20 protein-coding genes are annotated in these 19,538 nt (G+C 68.9%); 14 read left to right on the plus strand and 6 right to left on the minus strand.

Features of this window, described 5'->3' with window-relative positions:
- The 8 genes from B2742_RS05895 to B2742_RS05930 form a co-directional block, all read left to right on the plus strand.
- On the plus strand, positions 1-453 hold a 453-nt coding region (locus B2742_RS05895), incomplete at its 5' end, for a murein hydrolase activator EnvC family protein (RefSeq protein ID WP_292064019.1).
- A gap of 128 nt (positions 454-581) precedes the next feature.
- A complete protein-coding gene (yajC, locus tag B2742_RS05900; RefSeq protein WP_292064688.1) occupies positions 582-887 on the plus strand; it encodes a preprotein translocase subunit YajC in 306 nt (101 codons plus the stop codon).
- Between the two features lie 30 nt (positions 888-917).
- The gene (gene secD / locus B2742_RS05905) at positions 918-2,510 is read left to right on the plus strand and encodes a protein translocase subunit SecD (RefSeq protein WP_292064022.1); all 1,593 of its coding nucleotides are present in this window, start codon (positions 918-920) and stop codon (positions 2,508-2,510) included.
- 8 nt (positions 2,511-2,518) lie between these two features.
- Entirely contained in the window at positions 2,519-3,523 is a 1,005-nt protein-coding gene (gene secF, locus B2742_RS05910; RefSeq protein ID WP_292064027.1) for a protein translocase subunit SecF, read from the plus strand.
- Positions 3,524-3,750: 227 nt separating this feature from the next.
- The gene (locus B2742_RS05915) at positions 3,751-4,368 is read left to right on the plus strand and encodes a hypothetical protein (RefSeq protein ID WP_292064029.1); all 618 of its coding nucleotides are present in this window, start codon (positions 3,751-3,753) and stop codon (positions 4,366-4,368) included.
- A gap of 8 nt (positions 4,369-4,376) precedes the next feature.
- Positions 4,377-5,000, plus strand: coding sequence for a DUF998 domain-containing protein (locus B2742_RS05920; protein ID WP_292064031.1), 624 nt, complete (start codon positions 4,377-4,379; stop codon positions 4,998-5,000).
- Entirely contained in the window at positions 4,997-5,629 is a 633-nt protein-coding gene (locus B2742_RS05925; protein ID WP_292064033.1) for a squalene/phytoene synthase family protein, read from the plus strand. Before B2742_RS05920 ends, B2742_RS05925 begins: the two co-directional genes overlap by 4 nt.
- 88 nt (positions 5,630-5,717) lie before the next feature.
- Positions 5,718-6,206 (plus strand): nuclear transport factor 2 family protein, encoded by a 489-nt coding sequence (locus B2742_RS05930; RefSeq protein WP_292064034.1) that lies wholly within the window; start codon positions 5,718-5,720, stop codon positions 6,204-6,206.
- A 6-nt stretch (positions 6,207-6,212) separates the two neighbouring features.
- On the opposite strand, the gene B2742_RS05935 is transcribed toward B2742_RS05930, so the two are convergent.
- Positions 6,213-7,094 (minus strand): oxygenase MpaB family protein, encoded by an 882-nt coding sequence (locus tag B2742_RS05935; protein WP_292064036.1) that lies wholly within the window; start codon positions 7,092-7,094, stop codon positions 6,213-6,215.
- Positions 7,091-8,494, minus strand: a complete 1,404-nt coding sequence (trmFO, locus tag B2742_RS05940) for a methylenetetrahydrofolate--tRNA-(uracil(54)-C(5))-methyltransferase (FADH(2)-oxidizing) TrmFO (RefSeq protein WP_292064691.1) — start codon at positions 8,492-8,494, stop codon at positions 7,091-7,093. The genes B2742_RS05935 and trmFO overlap by 4 nt, the downstream gene beginning before the upstream one ends.
- 105 nt (positions 8,495-8,599) lie before the next feature.
- Here trmFO and B2742_RS05945 point away from each other — a divergent pair, with 105 nt between their 5' ends.
- From B2742_RS05945 to B2742_RS05955, 3 genes are all read left to right on the plus strand, one after another.
- Positions 8,600-9,553 carry a hypothetical protein gene (locus tag B2742_RS05945; RefSeq protein ID WP_292064038.1) on the plus strand — a complete coding sequence of 318 codons (954 nt, stop codon included), beginning with the start codon at positions 8,600-8,602 and terminating at the stop codon, positions 9,551-9,553.
- Between the two features lie 52 nt (positions 9,554-9,605).
- On the plus strand, positions 9,606-10,535 hold the full coding sequence (locus tag B2742_RS05950; protein ID WP_292064040.1) for a hypothetical protein: 930 nt from the start codon (positions 9,606-9,608) through the stop codon (positions 10,533-10,535).
- Between the two features lie 118 nt (positions 10,536-10,653).
- A complete protein-coding gene (locus B2742_RS05955) occupies positions 10,654-11,592 on the plus strand; it encodes a CPBP family intramembrane glutamic endopeptidase (RefSeq protein WP_292064043.1) in 939 nt (312 codons plus the stop codon).
- 4 nt (positions 11,593-11,596) lie between these two features.
- Here the strand turns inward: B2742_RS05955 and uvrA are convergent, their stop codons facing one another.
- A complete protein-coding gene (gene uvrA / locus B2742_RS05960) occupies positions 11,597-14,503 on the minus strand; it encodes an excinuclease ABC subunit UvrA (protein WP_292064045.1) in 2,907 nt (968 codons plus the stop codon).
- A 224-nt stretch (positions 14,504-14,727) separates the two neighbouring features.
- Here uvrA and B2742_RS05965 point away from each other — a divergent pair, with 224 nt between their 5' ends.
- A complete protein-coding gene (locus B2742_RS05965; RefSeq protein WP_292064047.1) occupies positions 14,728-15,174 on the plus strand; it encodes a hypothetical protein in 447 nt (148 codons plus the stop codon).
- Here B2742_RS05965 and B2742_RS05970 read toward each other — a convergent pair.
- On the minus strand, positions 15,171-15,686 hold the full coding sequence (locus B2742_RS05970) for a group III truncated hemoglobin (RefSeq protein WP_292064049.1): 516 nt from the start codon (positions 15,684-15,686) through the stop codon (positions 15,171-15,173). The two genes, B2742_RS05965 and B2742_RS05970, sit on opposite strands and share 4 nt — an antisense overlap.
- A gap of 5 nt (positions 15,687-15,691) precedes the next feature.
- Positions 15,692-16,132, minus strand: coding sequence for a hypothetical protein (locus tag B2742_RS05975; protein ID WP_292064051.1), 441 nt, complete (start codon positions 16,130-16,132; stop codon positions 15,692-15,694).
- Between the two features lie 126 nt (positions 16,133-16,258).
- On the opposite strand from B2742_RS05975, the gene B2742_RS05980 reads away from it, so the two are divergent.
- Both B2742_RS05980 and B2742_RS05985 read left to right on the plus strand, forming a co-directional pair.
- Positions 16,259-16,396 (plus strand): hypothetical protein, encoded by a 138-nt coding sequence (locus B2742_RS05980; protein WP_292064053.1) that lies wholly within the window; start codon positions 16,259-16,261, stop codon positions 16,394-16,396.
- Positions 16,362-17,933 carry an ATP-binding cassette domain-containing protein gene (locus B2742_RS05985; protein WP_292064054.1) on the plus strand — a complete coding sequence of 524 codons (1,572 nt, stop codon included), beginning with the start codon at positions 16,362-16,364 and terminating at the stop codon, positions 17,931-17,933. The genes B2742_RS05980 and B2742_RS05985 overlap by 35 nt, the downstream gene beginning before the upstream one ends.
- Here the strand turns inward: B2742_RS05985 and B2742_RS05990 are convergent.
- A complete protein-coding gene (locus tag B2742_RS05990) occupies positions 17,930-19,510 on the minus strand; it encodes an EAL domain-containing protein (protein WP_292064058.1) in 1,581 nt (526 codons plus the stop codon). The genes B2742_RS05985 and B2742_RS05990 overlap by 4 nt on opposite strands.
- Positions 19,511-19,538 lie beyond the last annotated feature (28 nt).

Genomic DNA, 19,538 nt, shown 5'->3' on the forward strand with positions numbered 1-19,538 from the left:
CATGTCGCCAGCCCGCCGCCGCCGCGCGCGCCGGCGGATAGCGCGGGACCCGCGCCGGTCGCTTCGGTGGGGCTGGACTGGCCGGTGCGCGGCGACATCCTGCGGCGCTTCGGCCCGGTCGGGCTGGGCGAGCGCAACAACGGGGTCAATATCGGCGCGCCGCAAGGCTCCGAGGTCCGCGCGGCGGCGGCCGGTCGGGTCGGCTATGTCGGCGACGACCTGGCCGGGCAGGGGCTGACGGTGCTGATCGTGCACCGCGACGGCTGGCGCACCGTCTATGGCCATCTGGGCACGGCGCTGGTGCGCGACGGCGACGACATCCGCGCCGGCCAGCAGATCGGCACGGTCGGAAACACCGCCGGAGACGGCCGGCCCTCGATCCATTTCGAGACCTGGCGGATGCGCGGCGACCAGCCGAACGCCGTCGATCCGCTGACCGTGTTGCCGCGATAACGCAAAGCGACGCGGCGAACAGACGTCTCGTTGCAATATGCGGCGACGCGCCCTAGTTTCCGCGCCTCATTTTCAAGGGCCGCCTGACGCGGCTCCAGACGTTTGCGGAGACTATCGTGGCGGAACTTATGGCGGGGCCGTTCGGCACCCTGATCTTCTTCGTCCCCGTGATCATCCTGTTCTACTTCATGCTGATCCGTCCGCAGCAGAAGCAGATGAAGGCCCATCAGGCGCTGGTCGCCGGTCTCAAGCGCGGCGACACCGTGGTCATGTCGAACGGCATGATCGGCAAGGTCACCCGGGTCGAGAACGATGAGGTCATGGTCGAGATCGCCCAGGGCGTGAACGTTCGCGTGGTCCGTCAGATGATCACCCAGGTGCGCGACCGCACCGCGGTGGCCGCCAACGACACCAAGACCATCGCCAAGTCCTGACGCCGTACTGAAAAGGTCGGGGCCCCCCGCATGGTTCATCTGTCGCGCTGGAAGATCATTCTTCTCGCCCTGTCGCTCGCGCTCGGGCTGCTGTTCTCCTACGGCAACGCCCTGTCCCCGGCGCAACGCGAGGCCTTGCCCGGCTGGCTGCCCAAGCCGACGCTGAACCTGGGCCTCGACCTGCAGGGCGGGTCCTATCTGCTGCTGCAGGTCGATGTGGACGCCATGCGCGAGAAGCGCATCGCCAACCTGAGCGAGGACGCGCGCCAGACCCTGTCGGAAGCGCAGATCGCCGTCGGCGGCATCGTGCGCGACGGCAACGGCGTGGTGGTGACCCTGACCAACCCGGCCCAGATGGACCCCGCCGTCACGGAGATGCGCAATCTGCTGGGCGGCGGCGCGTCGGGCCTGGCCTCGGACCGCACGATCACCCGCCAGGGCGACAACCGCATCCGCTACGCCTTCACCGACGCGGCCATGACGGCCATGGGGCCGACCGCGGTCGACCAGTCGATCGAGGTGGTGCGCCGCCGCATCGACAGCCTCGGCACCCGCGAGCCCTCGATCACCCGTCAGGGCGCCGAGCGGATCGTGGTCCAGGCCCCGGGCGAGAGCGACCCGACCCAGCTGGAGCGGGTCATCGGCCAGACGGCCCAGCTGACCTTCCAGATGGTCGATGTCGACAATTCCGTCCAGGAAGCGATGGCCGGGGCCGTTCCGCCCGACGCCGAACTGCTGATGGGCGAGGACGGCACGCCCTATCTGGTCAAGCGCCGGGTCATCGTCTCGGGCGAGAACCTGGTCAACGCCAACGTCACCACCGACCAAAGCAACCGGCCGGCCATCGGCTTCCGCTTCGACGGCCAGGGCGCGCGCCGCTTCGGCGACACCACGGCCGCCAATATCGGCCGGCCCTTCGCCATCATCCTCGACGGCAAGGTGATCTCGGCCCCGGTCATCAACAGCGCCATCACCGGCGGCAGCGGCATCATCGAAGGCACCTTCACCATCGCCTCGGCCTCGGAGCTGGTGAATCTGCTGAACGGCGGCTCGCTGCCGGCGCCGCTGACGGTCGAGGAGCGCCGCAGCGTGACGGCCTCGCTCGGCGCCGATGCGGTGCGGGCCGGTCAGCTGGCCACGATGATCGCCTTCATCGGCGTGCTGGTCTTCATGGTCCTGTCCTACGGCCTGCTGTTCGGCGGCATTTCGGTCGTGGCCCTGCTGATGAACGGGATCCTGATCATCGCCGCCATGTCGATGACCGGGGCGACCCTGACCCTGCCGGGCATCGCCGGTCTGATCCTGACCCTGGCCATGGCGGTGGACGCCAACGTGCTGATCTATGAGCGGATGCGTGACGAGGCCAATGCCGGGCGCTCGCCGATCGCGGCCATGGACGCCGGCTTCAACCGGGCCATGGTGACCATCGTCGACGCCAACCTGACCACCATCCTGGCCGCCCTGATCATGTTCTGGTTCGGGGCCGGGCCGGTGCGCGGCTTCGCCTGGACGCTGTCGATCGGGGTGGTGACCTCGGTCTTCACCGCCGTGCTGGTCACCCAGGTCCTGCTCGTGTTCTGGCTCCGGCTGCGGCGGCCCAAATCCCTGCCGATCGCGTCGTGAGGTCGCCCATGTCGAAATTCTGGCCTCTCATCAAACTGCTGCCGATCAAGACGAATTTCCAGTTCGTCAAATACGCCCGGCTGTTCGGCGCCCTGTCCGTCCTGCTGGTCGTCGGCTCGATCTTCTTCACCGTCTGGCCCGCCGACAACAAATGCGGCGGCCTGACCTGCGGCGTCGACTTCCTGGGCGGCAATCTGATCGAGATGTCGACCCGGCCCGAACCGGTCGATCTGGCGGAAATCCGCGCCAGCCTGAACGGACTTGGCGTGCCCGACGCCCAGGTACAGAGCTATTCCGTGCCAGGATCGGACCCGACCGGCCGCTATCACGCGATGGCCAAATTCGGGAATATCGAAGGCGTCAACGCCGCCGAGACGATCAATCAGGTCAAGGCCGGCCTGACCCGGGACCTCGGTCCGGACGTCCGGTTCACGCGCACCGAGGCCGTCGGCGCCGCGGTGTCCGGCGAACTGCTGACCAACGGGATCATGGCCCTGGTCGTCGCGATCGTGCTGATGATGATCTACATCTGGTTCCGCTTCGAATGGCAGTTCGGCCTCGGGGCGGTGATCGGCCTGTTCCACGACGTGATCCTGACCTTCGGCCTGTTCGCCGTGACGGGGATGGAGTTCAGCCTGACGGCGGTGGCCTCGGTCCTGACGGTGATCGGCTATTCGATGAACGATACCGTCGTGGTCTATGACCGGATCCGCGAGAACCTGCGCAAGTACAAGAAGATGCCGCTTGGCGAGCTGATCGACCTGTCGATCAATGAGACCCTGTCGCGCACCATCATGACCGGGGTCACGGCCCTGTTCGCCCTGGGCGTGCTGGCGGTGCTGGGCGGCGGACCGCTGCAGCCCTTCGCCATCGCCCTGATCTTCGGCATCGTGGTCGGCACCTATTCCTCGGTCTATGTCGCGGCCCCCGTCCTGCTGCTGTGGGGCATCAAGCGCGGCGGCAAGGACGAGGAAGCCAAGCCGATCAAGCTGGGGATGGCGTCGCGGCCGTAGGAGGGGGCGCGTCTCCCTCCCCTTGTGGGGAGGGTGGTCGCGTAGCGACCGGGTGGGGAACGCCAGTCCCGCACCGCCGGCGCCCGGCTTCGCCATTCCCCACCCTGTCGTCGCTTCGCGACGACTTCCCTCCCCACTTCGGGGGAGGGAGAACGCGCACACCCTCCCCATGATGGGGAGGGAGAGGTAAGGTGCCGCTTCACGAATCGCCCGGGGAGGGGCGGACCATGGGCAAGCTGCTTTCGAATTTTCGCACCACCTTCCTGCTGAGCGTCGCGCTCGCCGGGGTGATGATCCTCGCCTTCGGCCAGGTGTCGGGCGGCTTTGGCGAGGCCTTCTGGCAGGCGACCCTGCGCTGGATCCACGTCGTGGCCGGCATCCTGTGGATCGGCCTGCTGTACTATTTCAACTTCGTCCAGATCCGGGTCATGCCGTCGATCCCGGCCGAGCTGAAGCCGGCGATCGGCAAATACATCGCGCCCGAGGCCCTGTTCTGGTTCCGCTGGTCGGCGCTGGTGACGGTGCTGGCGGGTCTGGGCGTCATGTTCGCACGCGGCCACGCCTATGCGGCCGAGGTGCTGAGCTTCGGCTTCGCGCAGGGGCTGACCGAGGACCAGAAGGGCTTCACCCTGATGGGGATCGGCGTCTGGCTGGCGATCATCATGTTCCTCAATGTCTGGGGCATCATCTGGCCGAACCAGAAGCGGGCCCTGGGCATCGTGGTGGTCGATGACGACGCCAAGGCGAAGGCCGCGCGCATCGCCATGCTGGGCAGCCGCACCAATCTGCTGCTGTCGCTGCCGATGCTGACCTCGATGGCGATGTACCAGACCCTGTTCGGGTGAGAGCGGCGATGTCGTTCGCGCGCCTCGCCTTCGGTCTGCTGGTCGTCGGAGAACTGATCCAACTGGGCGCGGTGCTTGTGGGTGGCGCGGCCTATCCGGGCTATGACCACGCGCGTCAGTATATCAGCGAACTGGGCGCCACCGGGGCGGTGACCGGCCCGGCGGTGAGCTGGTGGGGCTTCGTGCCCAGCGGCCTGCTGATCACCGCCTTCTGCCTGATGGCGGCCTGGCTGCTGAGGCGGAACGTGCTGGCGGTCGTGGCCTGCCTCATGCTGGCCTGGTACGGGCTCAGCCTTTCGGCGGCGGGGATATACCCCTGTGCGTTCGAGTGCGCCCGGACCGAGGTCACCTTCGACGCCATGATGCATGATCTGGTCGGCGGGACCGGCTATCTGACCGGGGTTCTGGGTGTGGCCATCGCAGCTCTGGCCGTCCGCTCCGGTGAGGCCGGATGGCTTCGACCCCTGGGTCTGGTCTGCGCGGGCGTGGCTGCGGTTGGTTTCGCCGCGATCATCGTCGATGTCGAACTGGGCGGTGTGTTTCAGCGCGCCCTGGAAGGCTCGCTGGCGGTCTTCCTGCTGGCGTTCGGCTGGGCGCTGGCGCGGGGTTCGCTGCCGGCGAGCCGGGCTTGAATCCCCCCTTAAGTCTCGACGCCCAGGTCCGCGCCGCCGACATCGACCGCTGGCTGTCCAGCCGGTTCGTGGCCGATGAGGGGCTGCGCGCGGACCTGATCGCGCTGTATGCCTTCGAAGCGGAGCTGATGGCGATCCCGGCGCGGGTGACCCAGCCGCTGCTGGCCGAGATGCGTTATGTCTGGTGGCGCGAGCAGATGGACGGGGTGTTCGCCGGCCTCGCGCGCAAGGGCCATCCGGTGCTGGAGGCGCTGACGGATGTGGTGGCGCGCCACGGGCTGGACCGCGCCCCGTTTGACGCCCTGATCGAGGCCCATATCGGCCGGGTGCATGGCGAGCCGCACGATCTGGACGCCTTCTATGTCGGGCCGATGCAGGTCGCCGCGCGGATGTTGGCCGGGCCGGGGCATGACGAAGCGGTCGTGGAGGCCGGACGGGTCAGGGGGCTGGCGCAGACCGGTCAGGTGAACGAGGCGAAAGCCCTGAAGACGAAGGCCAACCGGGCGCTGGCCGGGCTGCCGGTCGGTGGCTTTCCCGCCGTGGCGGCGGCGACCCTGGCGAAGCCGGACGCGCCGGAGTTTCTCAAGCGGCTGGCGCTCATCTCCGCCAGCCTCCGCGGACGGATCTGACGCCGCCGGCCGGCTGTCGGCAAGGGATCGACCCCTGTCGCGAAACGGTGCAGATAGCGGCAAACCGCCGGTCGGCGAGGGGGAAATCATGATCGTTCGAACAGTCCTGATGGCGGCGCTGGCCGCTGTATGCGCCCTGGGCGCGCCGTTGGCCGCGTGGGCCGACCCCGCGAGCGACGCCGCCAACACGGGCGTGGTCGAGTCCCTCTACCAGGCGTTCGCGGCCGGCGACGGGGCCACGATCAGCGGCCTGCTCGCCGCCGACCTGGTCTGGATCGAGGCCGAGGGCGGCCCCTATGCCGACCGCAATCCCTACAACGGTCCGGGCGCGGTGTTTGAAGGGGTGTTCGGGCGGATCGGGGCCGAGTTCGAAGGCTTCGTCGTGACGCCGGCGACCCTGCTGCCGAGCGGCGACCGGGTCGTGTCGCTGGGGCGCTATACCGGGACCAACCGGGCGACGGGCGAGGCGCTGGACGCCCAGTTCGTCCATGTCTTCACCGTGACCGACGGCAAGATCACACACATGCAGCAGTACACCGACACCGCCCAGTGGGTGGACGTGGTGACGCCGGACTGACCCCGCTCAGCCGCGCGGCCAGACCGTGACCGCGTCGGGCCAGACCTCGCGGTTGGGCGAGCCGTCATAGGCCCATTGCAGGGTGCGGGCGACGGTCCGGGCGAGGCCGCGCGTCAGCGGTCGGGGCAGGCTGCGCGGCTGGTCGTGCAGGGCGCGGGCCCAGTCGGGCAGCAGGTCCATGCCGGCCTGCATGATCACCCCGGCGGCGAGGTCGACGGCGGGCGAGCCGATGGTCTGGCGCATGACCATGGCGGCGACCTCATGGGTGCGGGCGTCGGCGCGCAGCCGGGGACGGACGCTCTGGATCAGGGCCTCGGCCTCCGCGCGGGTGCGGGGGACGGGATCGGCGTGCAGCGCCTCGCCGATGCGCGCCGTCTCGGCGAAATAGGCGTCCTGGTCGGCGCGGCTCATGGCCGGCTCGGCGTAGCGGATCCAGGCGTCGAGGAAGCTGATCGTCTCGGTGACGTGGACCCAGGCCAGCAGTTCGGGGTCGGAGACGCGATAGGCCGTGCCGTCGGGCAGGGTCCCGCCCAGCTTGCGGTGGATGCGGTTGACCTTGTCGATGGCCGCGCGTCCCGCTTCCGCGTGGTCATAGGTGGTGACGGCGATGAATTTGGCGGTGCGGCGCAGGCGGCCATGCATGTCTGAGCGGAAGTCGGAATGGTCCCAGACGCCGGCCAGAACCGCGGGGTGGAGCATCTGCAGCAGCAGGCCGGAGACGCCGCCGATCATCATGGTGACGATGTCGCCGTTCACACGCCAGGCGACGGAGTCGGGCGCGAACAGGGCGTCGGCGCGGCGCAGGGCCGGGCGCTCGCCGCGCTCGGCGTCGTTGAAGATGTCGGTGATCCGCTGGCGGATGGCGACCTTGGCGGGTTCCAGGATCACCCCGCGTCCCGCCACGCCTTCAGCGCCTCGATCGCCCGAACGCTCATCAGCCGCTTCTTGGCGCGGCCGCGTTCCTTCATCGGGATCTTGACCCCGGCCTCGTCGACCTTGGGCGCTTCCAGCGGGGGCAGCAGGCCGTAGTTGATGTTCATCGGCTGGAATTTGGAGATGCCGCCGGGGCCGTCGAGGTGGCCCCCGGTGATGTGCTCGACCAGGGCCCCCATGGCGGTGTGGACGGGCGGAGCCTCCAGGGGACGGCCGAGCCGTTCGGCGGCGGCGAGGCGGCCGGTCAGCAGGCCCATGGCGGCGCTCTCGACATAGCCCTCCACGCCGGTGACCTGACCGGCGAAGCGCAGGCGCGGCATGGCCTTGAGGCGCAGCTGGCGGTCGAGCAGTTTGGGACTGTTGAGGAAGGTGTTGCGATGCAGGCCGCCGAGGCGGGCGAACTGGGCCTCGTGCAGGCCGGGGATCATGCGGAAGACCTCGGCCTGGGCGCCGTGCTTCAGCTTGGTCTGGAAGCCGACCATGTTGAACAGGGTGCCGAGGGCATTGTCCTGGCGCAGTTGGACGATGGCGTAGGACTTGACCTGGGGGTCGCGGGGGTTGGTCAGGCCGACCGGCTTCATCGGGCCATGGCGCAGGGTCTCGCGGCCGCGCTCGGCCATCACCTCGATGGGCAGGCAGCCGTCGAAGTATGGGACGTTTTCCCACTCCTTGAACTCGGCCTTGGGGCCGTCCAGCAGGGCGTCGATGAAGGCCTCGTACTGGGCCTTGTCCATCGGGCAGTTGACGTAGGCGGCGGCGTCTCCGCCCGGGCCTTCCTTGTCGTAGCGCGACTGTCGCCAGGCGATGTCGAAATCGATGCTGTCGGCGTGGACGATGGGGGCGATGGCGTCGAAGAAGCTGAGGGCGTCCTCGCCGGTCAGGTCGAGGATGGCGGCGGCGAGGGCCGGGGAGGTCAGGGGGCCGGTGGCGACGATGACATTGTCCCACTCTTCCGGCGGCAGGCCGGCGATCTCCTCGCGCACGATGGTGACCAGGGGGTGGGCTTCCAGCTTCGCCGTCACGGCCTGTGAGAAGCCGTCGCGGTCGACGGCGAGGGCGCCGCCGGCGGGGACCTGATGGGCGTCGCCGCAGGCCATGATGATGGAGTCGAGCGCCCGCATCTCGGCGTGGAGCAGGCCGACGGCGTTGTGCTCCCAGTCGTCGGAGCGGAACGAGTTGGAGCAGACCAGCTCCGCGAGACCATCGGTGTGGTGGGCGTCGGTCTTGACGCCGGGCACGCCGCGCATCTCGTGCAGGACGACGGGGACGCCCGCACTGGCGATCTGCCAGGCGGCTTCCGAGCCGGCGAGACCGCCGCCGACGACGTGGATGGGCTGGATTTCATTGTCCGTCATGGCGGCCTTGTAGCCACGCCGGGTCATTCCGTCAGCATGGGAAACGCGACGGGTATGGCGCAGCTTGTCGACTGGCGTATGATCGGTCGTCCTGGGGAGGGCGAGATGAAGACTTTTTCGATCATGAATGCGGCCGCCGAGCCGTTCCGGCTGGTCGGCCGACGGCCGCTGGCCACCATTGTCTGGGGCCTGGTGCTGCTGGCGCCGGGGCTGCTGGTGTTCGGGGCCATGATGCCCCTGCTCGGTGAAATGTTCGCCGGCGGGCTGGACCCCACGGCGTTCGGACCCGACGCGGATCCGGAAACAATCCTGTTCGGCGACGATATGGCGTCGATGATGCAGTTCCAGATCTGGTCCAACCTGGGCCAGTTGCTGGGATGTGTGAGCCTTCTGCTGGTGACGACGGCGATCATTCGCGGCGTCTTCGCGGGTCGCAAGAGCGAGCGCGCCTTCTTCCTGCGGATCGGCATGACGGAACTTCAGGTGGCGGTTGTCGGCCTGGCCGTCACGGTCGGATTCTGTCTTGTCGCCATGATTGCGATCCTGCTGGCGGGCGGGATCGGGTTCGCGGTCTGGCAACTGGGCGATCCCTGGCGCTGGCTGCTCACGATCGCCATGGGCGTCGGGGTTGTTCTCGGTCTGATGCTGCTGTGGGGGCGCCTCTCGCTGCTCGCGCCGGCCAGCGTCCACTATCGGGCCTTCGCCTTCGAGGAGGGATGGAAACTGGGCCGCGGCAAGACCTGGAGCCTGCTGGGCCTGTGGCTGATCCTGTTCGTCATCGCGATCATGGTCGGCATCGCCTTCATGATCCTGTTCTTCATCGTCATGCTGGTCGTGGGCGGCGGGGCACAGGCCACCGGTCCTGAAGCCGTCGAGGCCTGGGTCGAGGGCGTCCTGAAACAGCCCGCCCTGCTGGCCGGCATCGCCCTGGTTCTGCTGATCCCCGTGGCCTGGTTGCAGGGGTTCTCGCAGGCGCTCTTCACCGCGCCCTACGCCCACGTGGTGCAGGCGCTCGCCGGGCGCGACGAGCCGGCGAAGGTGGCCGAGGAATTCCACTGACAGGCGTGGCAGCGCCGACTAGGCTCGCAGCAGACTTCGAGGGGATAACACCATGAGCTTTTCCGCGACCGACGCGGCGTTTGAAGGCTTCCGCCTTGTACGCCGCAACCCCGTCGCCCTGGTGGGGTGGACGCTGCTCTATCTGGTCTACACCCTTGCCTCCCTGTTCGCGGCCGGCGGCATGATGCGGTCCATGGCGGTGTGGATGGAGCAGGTGGAGGCCCTTGAGGCCGGACCGCCGCCGAGCTCGCCCGAGGCCCTGGTCCCGATCATGGAATCCTATATGGCCGCGATGAGCCACATGGCCTGGGCCATTCCCCTGTCGTTGGTCATCGGCGCCGTGTTGATGGCGGCGATCGCCCGGGCTGTGCTCACGCCGGGGACCGGCGGCTTCGGATATATGCGCCTGGGCATGGACGAGGTGCGGGTCTTCGTCGTGACCCTCGTCATCGCGATCCTTTACGCTGTCGCGACCGCGATCGCCTTGGCGGCGGCCTTCATCATCGGCGGGATCGCCATCAGCGTCATGGAAGGCTGGGGCGCCCTGGTGATGGTGCTGGCCGTGCTGGCGGCGATCGCCTTCATGATCTGGCTCGGCGTGCGCTGGAGCTTGGCCGTGCCGATCACGGTCGATCAGAAGAAGTTTGCGTTTTTCGACTCCTTTGCCGTGACCAAGGGCCGGTTCTGGCCGCTGCTGGGCATGGCGGTCATCGCCTTCGTCATGGTGATTGTCGTCTCGCTCCTCGCCGGGATCGTGACGATGCCGATCAGTATGATGGGCGGCATGTCGATGTTCGGAAACATGGGCGAAGACCCCACGGAAATGTTCCGGAACTTCAATCCGACGAACCCGTGGATCGTCGCGTCTTCGGTCGTGAACGCCTTCGTCTACGCCCTGACCGTCGCCGTCCTCTATGCACCATTCTCGGCCGCCTATCGGGACATCAAGGGCGGTCAGCCGAGCGCCGAGGTGTTCGGTTAGGTCTTTCATCGCGGCGGGGGTCGCGCCGAAATCCGCAAGCCTGATGCATCCATCGGGCGGCCCCGCCGCCTCTCCCGGAACGGATCCCCGTCCGCTGAACCCTCACAAGGAGCGCCGCATGGCCGGCATTGAACTCTACGCCGAACGCAAGCAGAGCCACCGCCGGACCTGGACCCTCGCCGCGATCGTGCTGTGCGTGGTTTTCATGCTCGGCGGACAGCTGGGCGCCTATTTCCCCGCGATCGCTGCCGGCTTCATCACGCCGGGCGGGGGTACGGACGGCTGGCCGCAGCTGGCCTATCAGCTGGCGGCGGCGTTCGGCCTGAGCGCGGTGCTCCTGCTGCTATGGGCCCGCTTCTTCGAGCGACGCGGGCCGTCCGCGCTGGGTCTGAACGCCCGCGGGCCGATGCGCTTCGTGCGCGGCTATCTGATCGGCGTGGCCTTCCTGGTGGCCGTGGTCGGGGTGATCTGGGCCGCCGGGGGCTATGTCGTCGAGGGGGCGGGGGCGTTCGGTTCGGCCGCGGTCGGCGCGGCGCTGCTGCCGATCTTTGTCCTGATGCTGGGGTTCATTATCCAGGGCTCGACGGAAGAACTGCTGTTCCGGGGCTGGCTGATGCAGCTGATCGCCTCGCGGCACGGACTGTGGATCGCCGTGGTCGCCAACTCGGTCCTGTTCGCCCTGGCCCATGCGGGGAATATCGAGCCCTCGAACGAGCTGTATGTCGGCCTGGCCAATATCGTTCTGTTCGGTCTGTTCATCAGCCTCTACGCCGTGCGCGAGGGGTCGCTGTGGGGCGTGTGCGGCTGGCATGCGGCGTGGAACTGGCTGCTGGGCCTCGGGTTCGGCCTGGAGGTGTCAGGGATGAAGATCGAGACCCTGCCGCTGATCACCGACCTGACGGCGGCGCAGGGCGCGGCCTGGTGGCTGACCGGCGGGGCCTTCGGACCGGAGGCGAGCGTCGTCACCACGGCGGTGCTGCTGACCGGCACGGTCGTGCTGGCGTTGCGGGGCCGGACCCGGGACCACGGCGTGGAAGCGGCCCCGGCGACGGTCTGAGCCGTCAGGCGCTCTTCTTGAGCGCCTGCACCCGCGCCTTGCGGCGGGTTTCGTGGCGGTCGAGGACCTCTTTCAGGTATTTGCCGGTCCAGCTCTTGGGATTGGCGGCGACCTGTTCCGGGGTGCCAACCGCGACGATCTCGCCGCCGCCGTCACCGCCCTCGGGCCCGAAGTCGAGCAGCCAGTCGGCGACCTTGATGACGTCGAGATTGTGCTCGATGACGACGATGGTGTTGCCGTTGTCGACCAGTTCCTGGAGCACTTCCAGCAGTTTGCGAATGTCCTCGAAATGCAGGCCCGTGGTGGGCTCGTCGAGGATGTAGAGGGTCTTGCCGGTGGCCCGTTTCGACAGCTCTTTTGACAGCTTGACCCGCTGGGCCTCGCCGCCGGACAGGGTGGTCGCCGACTGGCCGACCTTGACGTAGCCGAGGCCGACGCGATTCAGGGTCAGCATCTTGTCGCGGATCGACGGCACGGCCTTGAAGAAGCTTCCGGCCTCTTCAACCGTCATGTCCAGAACGTCAGATATGCTCTTGCCCTTGAAGACGATTTCCAGCGTCTCGCGGTTGTAGCGCTTGCCCTTGCAGACGTCGCAGGTGACGTAGACGTCGGGCAGGAAATGCATCTCGATCTTGATCAGGCCGTCGCCCTGGCAGGCCTCGCAGCGGCCGCCCTTGACGTTGAAGCTGAAGCGGCCGGGGCCGTAGCCGCGGGCCTTGGACTCGGGCAGGCCGGCGTACCAGTCGCGGATGGGACCGAAGGCGCCGGTGTAGGTGGCCGGGTTGGAGCGCGGGGTGCGGCCGATCGGCGACTGGTCGATGTCGATGACCTTGTCGAACATCTCCAGCCCCTCGATGCGGTCGAAGGGGGCGGGGGCGTCCGAGGCGTTGTGCAGCCGGCGGGCCGCGGCCTTGTAGAGGGTCTCGATGGTGAAGGTCGACTTGCCGCCGCCGGACACGCCGGTGATGCAGGTGAAGACGCCGCCGGGGATCTCGCCCGTGACGTTCTTCAGATTGTTGCCCGTCGCGCCCGAGATGCGCAGCATCTTCTTGCGGTCGATGGGGCGGCGGCCCTCGGCGGGCAGTTCGATCTCGCGCTCCCCGGTCAGGTATTTGGCGGTCAGGGAGTTCGGGTTGGCCATGACCTCGGCCGGGGTGCCCTGGGCGCAGACCTCGCCGCCGTGGATGCCGGCGGCCGGGCCCATGTCGATGACGTAGTCGGCGGTCAGGATCGCCTCCTCGTCATGCTCGACGACGAGGACGGAATTGCCGAGGTCGCGCAGGCCGCGCAGGCTTTCCAGCAAGCGGCTGTTGTCACGCTGATGCAGGCCGATGGAGGGCTCGTCGAGCACGTACAGCACGCCGGTCAGGCCCGAGCCGATCTGGGAGGCGAGGCGGATGCGCTGGCTCTCGCCGCCGGACAGGGTGCCCGAGGCGCGCGACAGGCTGAGATAGTCGAGGCCGACGTTGTTGAGGAATCGCAGCCGGTCGCCGATTTCCTTGAGGATGCGGCGGCCGATCTCCAGCTGTTTGTCGGTCAGCCGCTCGGACAGGGTCGAGACCCACTGGTATGCCTTGGCGATCGACAGGAAGTTGATGTCCGAGATGTCCGAGCCGTCGATCCGGACCGCCAGGGCCTCGGGCTTGAGGCGTTTGCCGCCGCAGGCCTCGCACGGAGTCTCGGACTGGAACCGGCCCAGCTCCTCGCGCACCCAAGCGGAGTCGGTCTCGCGCCAGCGGCGCTCGAGGTTCGGCAGCACGCCCTCGAAGGCCTTGGAGACCTCGTATTTGCGGGCGTTGTCGTCATAGGTGAATTTGATCTTCTCGGACCCGGTGCCGCGCAGGATGACGGCCTGGGCCTGCTCCGGCAGGTCGCGCCACGGCACATCCATCGAGAAGCCGTAGTGGCGGGCCAGTGACTGCAGCGTCTGGGTGTAGAGCGGCGAGGGGCCGCGCGACCACGGGGCCACCGCGCCCTTGTGCAGATGTTTGTCGCGGTCGGGGATGACCAGGTCAGCGTCGAAGGCCAGTTTGACCCCCAGGCCGTCGCAGGTGGGGCAGGCGCCGAAGGGGTTGTTGAACGAGAACAGCCGCGGCTCGATCTCGCTGATCGTAAAGCCGGAGACCGGGCAGGCGAATTTCTCGGAGAAGGTCAGGCGGCGCGGCGCGGTCTCGCCCTCGGCGACATTGGCCCATTCGGCCACGGCGATGCCGTCGGCCAGACCCAGGGCGGTCTGCAGACTGTCGGCGTAGCGGCTCTCCAGCCCCGCCTTGGTGACGATCCGGTCCACGACGATGTCGATGTCGTGCTTGAACTTCTTGTCGAGGGTCGGGGCGTCCTCGATGGCGTAGTATTCGCCGTCGATCTTGAGGCGCTGGAAGCCGGCGCGCTGCCACTCGGCCATTTCCTTGCGGTATTCGCCCTTGCGGCCGCGGACCACGGGGGCCAGCAGCATCAGCCGTTCGCCGTCGGGCAGGGCGGTCAGCTTGTCGACCATCATGGAGATGGTCTGGCTCTCGATCGGCAGGCCGGTGGCGGGCGAATAGGGCACGCCGACGCGCGCCCACAGCAGGCGCATATAGTCGTGGATCTCGGTCACCGTGCCGACGGTCGAGCGCGGATTCTTCGAGGTGGTCTTCTGTTCGATCGAGATGGCCGGCGACAGACCCTCGATCAGGTCGACGTCCGGCTTGCCCATCAGTTCGAGGAACTGGCGGGCGTAGGCGCTCAGGCTCTCGACATAGCGGCGCTGGCCCTCGGCATAGACGGTGTCGAAGGCGAGCGAGCTTTTGCCCGAGCCGGACAGGCCGGTCATGACCACGAGCTGCTCGCGCGGAATGTCGAGGTCGACGCCCTTGAGATTGTGCTCGCGGGCGCCGCGCACGCGGATGAAGTTGTGCTTTTCGGTCATGAGGCCTGAAGACTGGGAATACAGGAACGCGGCAGGGCCGGGGAGGGTCCGGCGCGACGCCGCTATATGGGGATCAATTCGCGGGATTCAGCAAGAACATTGTGGGAACATTGGGGCCTGCGGCAATGCTGCTGACAGTGGGTGACATCGGTGATGCGGCATCGGGACCCAACGGTTGGCGACACGTCGCCGAAGATGTAGCGTCGGATTGAGTGGAGGGGATCATGCAGCGTAGACGGGTCTTGGGACTACTGGCGGCCTGCGGCCTCGCGGCCTGCTCCATGCCGAACATGGCGGGCGATCCCCAGCGGGCCGCAGAGGCCCACGCCCTGTACACCGATCTGGCCGAGGGACGGGATGACGCCTTGTTGGCGAGGATGTCGTCGGGCAACGACCCGGCGGCGGTGCGGGCCCAGTTGCCGATGATCCGGACGTTCGCGCCTCCGGGACCGCCGCCCGAGCCGACATCGCTCGGCTGGAGCTCGACCGCGAGCACCAATGGCCAGCGCTATGTCCTGGCCCAGGAGTATGAGTACCCGGACCGGTTCGTGCGCACGGACACGACCTTCCTCAAGGAAGGCGCGGTCTGGAAGGTGGAAGGCTTCAACGTCAATGCGCGCATGAAATCCGGTGTCGCGGCGCCGGCCGCGGCGCCGGCTGATCCCGCCTAGGACTCCGGCGTCCAGGCCTGCATCGGCCGCAGGTACCGCTCGCCCTTGCGCAGGAGCGCGCCGTTGGCGCCGGCGATGCCGAGTTCGAGGCTCTCGGCGATGCGGCGGGCGCGTTCGATGAAATGGGCCGCCGCCGCGGGCGGGCAGACCCCGGCGGCCGTGGCCTCGAACAGCTCCAGCCAGCGGTCGAAATGGCGGGCGTCGACCGGCAGGGGCAGGTGTTTGGGCATCGGCCGCCCGTGATAGACGCCGCTCATCAGGGCCACGGACGACCAGAACAGGCGCATCTGTTCGAGGTGCGGACCCCAGTCGGTGATCCGGTCGGCGAAGACGGGGCCGATCAGCGGATCGGCGCGGACGCGGTCATAGAAGGCGTCGACCAGACGGGCGATCATCGGCTCGTCGATGCCGGTGTCGGCCTCGATACGCCGGACGGCGGCCTGGCGGCGCGTTTCGGGATCGTCGGAGATTGTCACCCACCCCAGATAGGCGGCCGGACGCCGGACCGCCAATGCGGCTATTCGCCGTCGAGGAAGTCGCCGGCGTTGAAGGTGATGACGCAGCGAGGGTCGCCGTTGGAGGCGTCCACGGAGCAGGAGTCGACGCCGAACATGTTGGCGACGACCTTCGCGGTCGAGCGATAGGAGCGGCCATCATGCAGGAAGCCCGTGCCCAGCCGGACGCTCCACAGACCGAGAGCGTCGTAGAAGGCGCGGGCGGGCGCGCCGGTGCAGGTGAACAGGATCAGCTCGTCGCCGCCGCCGTCAGAGGCTCGCCGGAAGGCGCCGGACGCCGCGGCCTGACCGATGCAGTCGGCGTAGAAGCGGGCGTTGGGCGGGGCCGGATCGCCCGCGATGGGAGTGTAGTCGGGGGCGGTCGGCGCGGCCTCGGGCGCATGGGCGCAGGCGGTCAGGGCGACCAGCAGGATGACGGCGGTGACGGACGGGATGCGGCGCATGATCTCTCCTGGATCGGCACCGTCTCACGGTCACGTCAGCGGCGCCATTGCTGAAATGGCTTGCCAGAAAGGTCATTCGACCTCATCTTGGCTTCTTCGAGTGAGTATCACTGGAGTTCGACGATCATGATCAGCGCCCTGGAAACCGGTTTCGCCCTTTCCGTTCCGCTGCTCGTGCTCGCCTATGTCCTGTTCCAGCCTCGTCCCCAGCCCGTCCGCATCCGCACTCGTGACGCTCGATCGCGTCGCGGCCCGCACGCCTGACGGCCACACCCTATTTTCTGACCTGAGCCTCGCCTTCGGGCGTGAGCGCACGGGCGTCGTCGGCCGCAACGGCGCCGGCAAGACCACGCTTCTGCGCCTGATCGCCGGCCGGTCGGCGCCCGGCGACGGCTCGATCGCGCGTCATGGCCGGATCGGCTGGCTGGATCAGCGCGGCGACCCGGAGTCGGGCGAGACCGTCGCCGACACGCTCGGCGTGGCCTCCGGACGGGCGATCGTGGCCCGGGTGCTGGCCGGAGAGGGCAGCCCGGACGATCTGGCCGAGGCGGACTGGACCCTGGAGGAGCGCATCGGCGCCGTGCTCGACGAGGTCGGGCTGGGGAACCTTGATCCGGCGCGACTGACCGGAACGCTCAGCGGCGGTGAGCAGACGCGGCTGCGGCTGGCGGCGCTGTTGCTGGCGCGGCCGGACCTGTTGGTGCTGGACGAACCGACCAACCACCTCGACCGCGCGGGGCGGGCCCTCGTCGCCGGGGTGGTGGAGCGCTGGAAGGGCGGGGCCGTGGTGGTCAGCCACGACCGGAGCCTGCTGCGGCGGATGGACCGGATCGTCGAACTGTCGTCGCTGGGCGCGGCGACCTATGGCGGCGGCTACGACCTGTACGCCGAACGCAAGGCGGCGGAGCGGGCGGCGGCCGAGCACGGGCTGGATGTCGCGGAGCAGGCTGCGGGTCGCGCGGCGCGCGAGAGCCAGCGGGCGGTCGAGAAGAAGGCGCGGCGGGACAAGGCGGGGCGCGCTTTCGCGGCCAGGAAGTCCGAGCCGAAGATCCTGCTCGGGGCCATGGCCGAGCGGGCCGAGAACAGCGGGGCGCGGGAGAACCGGCTGGCCGAGCGAAGGGCGGAGGCGACGCAGGCGGCGTTGATGGAGGCGCGGGAGCGGGTGGAGCGGATCCGGGCGCTGGAGATCCCGCTGCCGACGACGGGGCTGGCGGCCGGGCGGACGGTGCTGGCGCTGGAGGATGCGGCGTGGGACGCGCCGGACGGACGGCGGGTCGTCGGGCCGGTGTCGCTGAGGCTGACCGGACCTGAACGAGTGGCGGTCACGGGACCCAATGGCGCGGGCAAGACGACTTTGCTGCGGCTGATGACCGGCGAGTCGGCGCCGTCGGCGGGCCGGGTCGAGCGGCCGGCGCAAGCGGCGCTGCTGGATCAGGAGACGGCGCTGCTGCGGCCCGACGAGACGCTGATCGAGGCCTACAGGCGGATCAATCCGGAGGCGACGGCGAACGCGGCCCATGCGGCGCTGGCGCGGTTCCTGTTCCGCAATGCGGCGGCGCAGCGCGTGGTCGGGACCCTGTCAGGCGGGGAGCGGCTGAGGGCCGGTCTGGCCTGTGTGATGACCGGGGCCCGGCCGCCGCAGCTGCTGATCCTCGACGAGCCGACCAACCATCTGGATCTCGATTCGATCGCGGCGGTCGAGGCGGCGCTGGCCGCCTGGGACGGGGCGCTGGTGGTGGTCAGCCATGACGACGACTTCCTGACGGCGATCGGCGTCGAGCGAACGGTGGCGCTGGCCTAGCCCCAGCTGGCCACGGCCCCCTGGCGGCGCGCGGCCACCGGCTTCGGGGGCGCGACGGTCGGCTCGGACGCCGGCCGGCCGAACAGCCAGCCCTGGCCATAGCCGACGCCGAGCGCGCGGATCGCGTCGGCCTGGCTTTCGGTCTCGATCATCTCGGCGATGGTGCTCATCTTCAGGTCGGCGCACAGCTCGACCAGACGGGCGACGAGGTTGCGCGCCCTCTGATCGGTGGCGATCTCGCGGACGAAGCGGCCGTCGATCTTGACCGTGTCGGCGGGGAGGCGGTGCAGATAGTCGAGCGAGGCGGCGCCGACGCCGAAATCGTCCAGACAGACCTTGATGCCCGCGCGGCGCAGGCCCGTGAGGCGGCGGGCCGCGGCCTCGATATCGGCGACGGCGGCGGTCTCGGTGACCTCGACGAGGATTCGGTTGCGAATGTCGGGCGAGGCGGCGGTCAGCCTCAGCAGGCCGTCGACATAGCCGTCCGCGCCGAGGGAGGCCCCGGAGACATTGACGGCGATCCGGGTCAGGCCGAAGCCGGAACGGCGCAGTTGCTGCAGCGCCTTCTCGGCGACCGCGAGGTCGAAGCCTTCGATCAGGCCGAGTTCCTCGGCCAGGCGAATGGAGTCGGCGGGTCCGCGGGACCCGAACCGGGCCAGGGCCTCGAAATGGCGGGTGACGCCGGTCGAGAGGTCGACGATCGGCTGGTACTCGAGGGCGAAATCGCGCGACTTGACCATGGCGCGGAAGCGGTCGGCCTCCTTGAGCGTCCGTTTCAGGCTTTCGGAGAAGGCCGCGCCCGCGCCGTCGATGCCGCCCTCGCGGATACAGGCCTCGAGCGCGAACCGGAGGGCGCGCACGGTCGATTCGGGCGGGGCGACGCCGGAGAGGGCGGCCTCGGTCGTTCGGACCGCGAGATCCAGACCTTCGGCGGCGGCGGCGTCGCGAACCTCGGTGACAAGGTCGGTCTGACTGTCGGCGGCCCGGACGAGGGCGAACCGTTCGGGCGCGAGGCGGGCGGCCGAGGCCCCATCGACGGAAGACGCCTGGAGCACGGCGGCGACCCGCGCGGCGGCGCGTTGATGCGCGTCGCCCGGGGCGGCGAGGCCGGGCACGTCGACGAAGGCCACCGCGACGTCGCCGTCCGCTTCCGCCAGCGAGGTGCGCACGCGGAACAGCAGGCCGTCGGCGCTGAGCAGCTGTGGCGCTTCGGGGACGGCGAGGGTGAAGGGCGCGCCGTCATAGGTGATGGCGCAGGAGACGGCCGGCGCCAGATCGGGCAACTGGAACAGACGCAGGCGGGCGCGGCGGACGTAGTCCGGGCCGCACAGGACGAGGGTGTCGATCGGCGCGGCCCGCTCATTCGGGCGGATCGCGGCGAGGGCTTCGGCCAGCGGCTTCTGTCCCGCCTTGCCGACGAGGTCCGCGAGCAGGCTGCCGCGCCAGGTCTCGGCGACAGGACCGCGCGGACAGGGGCCCGCTCCGAGCGCCATGTCGACCCGGCCGTCAGCGTCAAGTTCGAGCAGGGTGTCGGCGGCGGCGAAGGCCATTCCGAGCAAACGCGATTTGGTATTCATGCCTACCGGTTACCGGAGGGAGATGAAG

This window comes from Brevundimonas sp. UBA7664 (assembly GCF_002483305.1).
In the GTDB taxonomy this organism is placed as follows: Bacteria; Pseudomonadota; Alphaproteobacteria; order Caulobacterales; family Caulobacteraceae; genus Brevundimonas.